This window comes from Micromonospora sp. NPDC048843 (assembly GCF_040649965.1).
GTDB classification, from domain to species: domain Bacteria; phylum Actinomycetota; class Actinomycetes; order Mycobacteriales; family Micromonosporaceae; genus Micromonospora; species Micromonospora hortensis.
The window spans coordinates 1-5,393 of sequence record NZ_JBEZGJ010000299.1; the positions used below are offsets into that span (position 1 = coordinate 1).

At 68.8% G+C, this 5,393-nt stretch carries 5 protein-coding genes; 2 read left to right on the forward strand and 3 right to left on the reverse strand.

Annotated features, from left to right (window positions below; translation table 11 throughout):
• The 3 genes from AB0C20_RS34990 to AB0C20_RS35000 all read right to left on the reverse strand — a co-directional run.
• On the reverse strand, positions 1-351 hold a 351-nt coding region (locus tag AB0C20_RS34990), incomplete at its 3' end, for an ATP-binding cassette domain-containing protein (RefSeq protein ID WP_357569620.1).
• A 2-nt stretch (positions 352-353) separates the two neighbouring features.
• A complete protein-coding gene (locus AB0C20_RS34995) occupies positions 354-1,553 on the reverse strand; it encodes a substrate-binding domain-containing protein (RefSeq protein WP_357190204.1) in 1,200 nt (399 codons plus the stop codon).
• 473 nt (positions 1,554-2,026) lie between these two features.
• Positions 2,027-3,139, reverse strand: coding sequence for a glycerophosphodiester phosphodiesterase (locus AB0C20_RS35000; protein ID WP_357190206.1), 1,113 nt, complete (start codon positions 3,137-3,139; stop codon positions 2,027-2,029).
• A 139-nt stretch (positions 3,140-3,278) separates the two neighbouring features.
• On the opposite strand from AB0C20_RS35000, the gene AB0C20_RS35005 reads away from it, so the two are divergent.
• Positions 3,279-4,613, forward strand: a complete 1,335-nt coding sequence (locus tag AB0C20_RS35005; protein WP_357190208.1) for a potassium transporter TrkG — start codon at positions 3,279-3,281, stop codon at positions 4,611-4,613.
• Positions 4,614-4,681: 68 nt separating this feature from the next.
• Positions 4,682-5,350: a TrkA family potassium uptake protein gene (locus AB0C20_RS35010; RefSeq protein ID WP_357190210.1), complete on the forward strand. Its 669-nt coding sequence runs from the start codon at positions 4,682-4,684 to the stop codon at positions 5,348-5,350.
• Positions 5,351-5,393: the final 43 nt, after the last annotated feature.

Consider the following 5,393-nt stretch of genomic DNA (forward strand, 5'->3'; position numbering starts at 1 on the left):
GCCGACCCACCACCGGACGCCCCCGAGCAGATCGACAACGGCGACTTCAGCGCCGGGGTGAGCCCCTGGTTCTCCTTCGGCACCGGCGCGCTGGCTGGACGCCTGGAAGGTACGGCCCAGACCGAGGCGGGCCCGCCGGTGCGGCGGGAGCGCCCCGATGTCCTGTCCGTCCAGGACGACCCGACCCTCGGTGGCCCGGCGCAGGCCGGTGATCAGGTTGAACAGTGAGGTCTTACCGGCGCCGTTCGGCCCGATGACACCCAGGAACTCCCCGGGCGCGAGGTCGAGGTAGACGCTGTCGACGATGGCGACCTCACCGATCCGCCAGGTCAGACCGCGGGTGGCGAGCATGGTCAGCCCTTCATGGCCACGGCCGGCGGCGCGGTCTCGTCACCGGTGAGGCTCTTCTGGGCGGTAGCCGTGAACGCGGTGCCGCTGCCGGTCAGCTTCGCCTGGAACATCGGCTGGAGCAGCGCGTGGTCGGCGGCCCGGATGGTCATCTTGCCCTTGACCCCGTCGAAGCTCCAGCCCTCCAGGGCGGTGACCATCTTGTCGACGTCGTCCCCACCCTCCTGCGCGGCACGGACCACCATCTGCGCGGCGGCGAAGCCGTCCGGGTGGAACAGGTCGATGGTGTTGACCTTGGCCTTCAGCGCCTTGCTGGCCTCGGTGTCGCTGGCACCGTCGAAGTAGTGCGACAGGAAGGAGATCTTCGCGCCGGCAGCACCGAAGGTCGGCCACGAGGCGCGGATGTCCAGGCCGGTGACGACAGTGGTGGACGAGAGGACGCCCTGCTGGTCGAGGGTCTGCCACATGGCCGGGGCGGTGGTGCCCGCCCACGCCACGAAGAGCAGGTCCGGCTTGGCGGCCTTGATCTGGCTGGCGAACGGGGTGAACTCGGTGGCACTGGCCGGAGCGCGGACGCTGGTCACTGTCGCGCCGGCACTGCCGATGACGGCCTTGACGGCTGCCTCGTTGGCGTCACCGAACGCACCGTCCTGGGCGAAGACCACTACCTTCTTGCCGGTCGGGTCGCCGATGAACGACTTGGCGGTCACCACATCCTGGTAGGACTGCCGACCGGAGCGAAAGGTGTACTTGTTCGCGCCGGTCACCGCGTCCGTCGCGGCTGGTCCGGAGATGAACAGGACCTTGTTCTGCGCCGCGATCGGCGCCACCTGGAGCGCCACACCGGAAGCGGTGGAGCCGGCGATGATCTTCGTACCCTTACCGATCAGGTCCTTCGCCGCGGAGACCGCCTTGGCCGGGTCGCCCGCGTCGTCGACCTCGGTCAGCTCGATCTTCCGGTCACCGACCTTGCCGGTGCCCTTGGTGGCGAAGTCCAGCCCCGCCTTGAACCCCTCGATGTACTGCTTTCCATAGCTGGCCAGGGCTCCCGACTGGGAGTACACCAGGCCGACCTTGACCGGCGCGGCACTGTCGCCGCCGCCGGTGGCGGTGTCCTGCGGGCTGCCACAGGCCGTGGCGGCCAGCGCCGCGGCCATCATCGTGGCGGCGGAGAGGAACGCCCGCCGCGTCGTCCGGACCGTCATTGCGACTCCACATGAGGACTCAGAGGGAGAGAACTTCTTCGTGACGGCTCACGCTAGAAGTGACGTCACCCACGAGCTATGTGGCGGAAACACACAAGTAACAGGAATGAGGTGGCCGGAGGTTACAACGGGCCGCACTACCAGCCGGGAGCCCGCGCCCTCGATGGCCCGAACCCCCACGGACCACCCGAACCGTGTGTCGCCCCGCACCATTCGCCCGGTTCGGTGAGGTGCTACCCCTTCGAGGTCGTGCTCGATCCTGGTTGTAGTGGCCTCGGGCGGCCACGACACCACTACTTCCTGGATCGAGTGCGATCTTGGAGGCGCGGTCGAGGGCGATCGTGAGGAGTGGGCCTGCCCGGACGTGCCGCTGGCCCGCCGTCCGGGTGGCGGAAGGCGGGCCAGCGTGTGGGCCGGGCGTGGTCGGCCCGGTGGTCGACTCGGAGCGGATCAGCTCCGGGCCGAGGTGTGCGTCAGCGGCCGGCGAGGGCGGCGACAGCAGTGTCCGGGTGATCGCTGAAGACGCCGTCGAGGCCCAGGCCAAGGAAGAGTTCATACTCGGCGGTGATGTCGCCACGCGCGTTCGGGTCGGTGCCGATCCGGAAGTCCACCGGAAGGAACTGGTTCTCGGCGCGGAACGTCCAGGAGTGCACGAGCAGGTGCTCCCGGTGCGCGTCACGTACCACTGTGGTCGGGGCGAGCAGGGCGCCAGCGGCGTTCCGGGGGACGATCAGGTTCTTGTTCGCGCCGATGCCGTCGGCGTATCCGGCGATCCACTTCAGCCCGGCCGGCGTGACCAGATCCTGGTAGGTGCGGGCGTCGCCGGCGACGGTGAAGTCGTACGGGCGGCCGGTCGCGTCGAGCAGTTGGACCAGCTTCACGTCGGTCAGGCGGCTCAGGCGGCGCAGGTTCGCCGTCTCGAACGACTGGATGAAGACCGGTGAGTTCTTCCGGTCCAACTTGTTCTGCCGCAGCACCCGCAGCAGCGGTTCCTCCAACGGCAGTTTGATCGAGGCGAAGTAGCTCGGGTGCTTGGTCTCCGGGTAGATGCCGATGGTGCGGCCCCGTGCCCGCCCCTCGGTCCGGGCCAGGTCGATGACCTCCTGGAGGGTGGGCACCTCGAAGCGGCCGTCGAAGGCGGTGTTCGCCACGCGTACCTGCGGCAGGCGCTCCTTGGCCCGCAGCGTCTTCAGCTCGGCGAGGGTGAAGTCCTCGGTGAACCACCCGGTCACGGCGACGCCGTCGATGGTCTTCGTCGCCTTGCGGGCCGCGAACTCCGGGTGGGTCGACACGTCGGTGGTGCCGGAGATCTCGTTCTCGTGCCGGGCGACCAGCACGCCGTCGGAGGTGGAGACCAGGTCCGGCTCGATGTAGTCGGCACCCATCCGGATCGCCAACCGGTACGCCTCCAGCGTGTGCTCGGGCCGGTAGCCGCTGGCGCCACGGTGACCGATCACGATTGGTCGGTCGTTGGCCCGGGAGCGGTCCGCGTTGGCAGTTGGTTCGGCCGCGGCCACGGTCGGCAGGGCCACGGCGGCGGCGAGCAGAGCGCCGGCCACGCCGAGGGTCGAGAGGGTACGTCGCAACGCCGTCTCCTGTCATCGATGGTCCGGGTAAGCAGACCGCCCGTGATTTGCCAGGAGTTGGTCGATGGCTGGCCGGCAGATGAATCTCCGGAATGCCCGTTCCCACTCCGGGGCCGCGGGCTGCCAGGAAGATTGTCTGGTGCGCCGGTTTTTCCGCAATCCCGTGCGGCTGGTGCCGTTCGCGTTCCTGGTGCCGATCCTGCTCGGGACCCTGTTGCTCATGACGCGCTGGGCGACCGTCGAACACGTACGCCCACCCGTGGTCACCGCGCTCTTCACCGCCACCTCGGCCGTGTCGGTCACCGGCATGGCCATCACCGATACGCCGAACTACTGGTCCGGCGCGGGACTGGTGGTGATCACCCTGCTCACCCAGCTCGGCGGCCTCGGCATCCTCACTGTCGCGGCGTTGGTCATCCTGGTGGTCTCCAGCCAGCTCGGGCTGCGCAACCGGTTGCTGGTGCAGGCCGAGACGGCGGAGTTCGGCATCGGTGAGGTGGGCCGGTTGCTCCGCCGGATAGCGCTGACCGTCTTCGCCTGTGAGGCGGTGATGACAGTGCTGATCGCCGGTCGGCTCTGGCTGGCCTACGACTATCCGTTCGGGCAGGCCCTCTGGTCGGGTGCCTTCCACGCCGTGCAGGGGTTCAACAACGGTGGCTTCGCGCTCTACAGCGACGGGCTGCTGGCCTTCAGCCGTGATCCGTGGGTGTCGCTGCCTCTGGCGATCGGCGCAATCATCGGCGGTCTCGGGTTTCCCGCGCTCTTCGAGGCGGTCCGCGAGTGGCGGCAGCCGACCCGCTGGGCGGTGGCGACGAAGTTGACCATCTGGGGCAGCGCCGCGCTGCTGCTGCTCGGTTTCGCTGGCCTGCTCGCCGCCGAGTGGACCAACGCGAGCACGATCGGCCAGTACGACGTACCCGGGAAGATCCTCGCGTCGTTCACCCAGATCGCGCTGAGCCGCACCGGCGGCTACAGCGTCCTGAACATCGCCGCACTTCAAGAGGAGAGCTATCCCCTGCTGATCGTGCTGATGTTCATCGGCGGCGGCAGCGCCAGCACGGCCGGTGGCATCAAGGTCTCCACGTTCTTCCTGCTGGCGTTCACCATCTGGGCGGAGCTGCGGGGTGAGCCCGACGTGACGATCGGGCACCGGCGAGTGGCCACCGCGAGCCAGCGGCAGGCGATCACCGTGGCGCTGCTCAGCGTCGCGTTGGTGACGGCCGGAACCATGCTGTTGCTGCTGCTCACCGAGGGCGTCCGCTTCGTCGCGGCCCTGTTCGAGATCACCTCGGCGTTCAGCACCACCGGCCTGACCATCGGTCTGGCCGCCGAACTGCCAGCCGGCGGCCAACTGGTGCTGACAGTGCTGATGTTCATCGGCCGGGTCGGGACGCTCACCCTGGGGTCAGCGATCGCCCTGAACACCCGACGCCGGCTCTACCGCTATCCCCAGGAGCAACCCATTGTCGGCTAGGGCGTGTTTCGGAAGTGTCGGCCGGCCCGCACGTCGGGAAGGCGCCAGTGGAAGCAGGGAGGGCCGAGGTGTCGGCTAGACGGGCGGACAGCGGCGGCATCGTGGTGATCGGGCTGGGTCGATTCGGTTGCCACCTGGCCGGGTCGCTGACCCGGATGGACCGCGAGGTGTTGGCCATCGACCGCAGCCCGGCGAAGGTGCAGCGCTGGTCGGCGCAGCTCGACCGGGTGGTTCAGGCCGACGCTACCGAGGAGGGGGCGCTGCGACAGCTGGGCATCACCGGCTTCGGGCGGGCGGTGGTGGCCATCGGGGCCTCGGTGGAGGCGAGTGTGCTCACCGTGCTGGCGCTGGTCGAGCTGGGTGTGCCCCAGATCTGGGCGCGGGCCACCTCGCAGAAGCACGCCAAGATCCTGGCGTCGGTGGGCGCGCACCACGTGATCTTCCCGGAGGCGGAGACCGGGGACCGAGTCGCGCATCTGATCGTCAGCCGGTTGCTCGACTTCATCGAGTTCGACGACGACTTCGCCATCGCCACCGTCCGGGTGCCGGAGTCCCTGGTCGGGCGCACACTGCTCGACCTGAGACCGGAGGAGCGCTTCGGGGTACGCGTGGTCGGTGCCAAGCTGCCGGGTGAACGCTTCCGGTACACCTCCGACGACACCGCTCTTCCCCAGGGCGGGGTGCTCATCGTCGAGGGTGGAATCGACCAGGTGCAGCGATTCGCGGGAATGCGCTGACCTGCTTCACAGGGCGATATCGATCGGGGCCGTCGGACCAACC

Coding starts and splice junctions, on each gene's coding strand:
- AB0C20_RS34995 (WP_357190204.1), bottom strand. CDS start 1,553: ATGACGGTCCGGACGACGCGGCGGGCGTTCCTCTCCGCCGCCACGATG.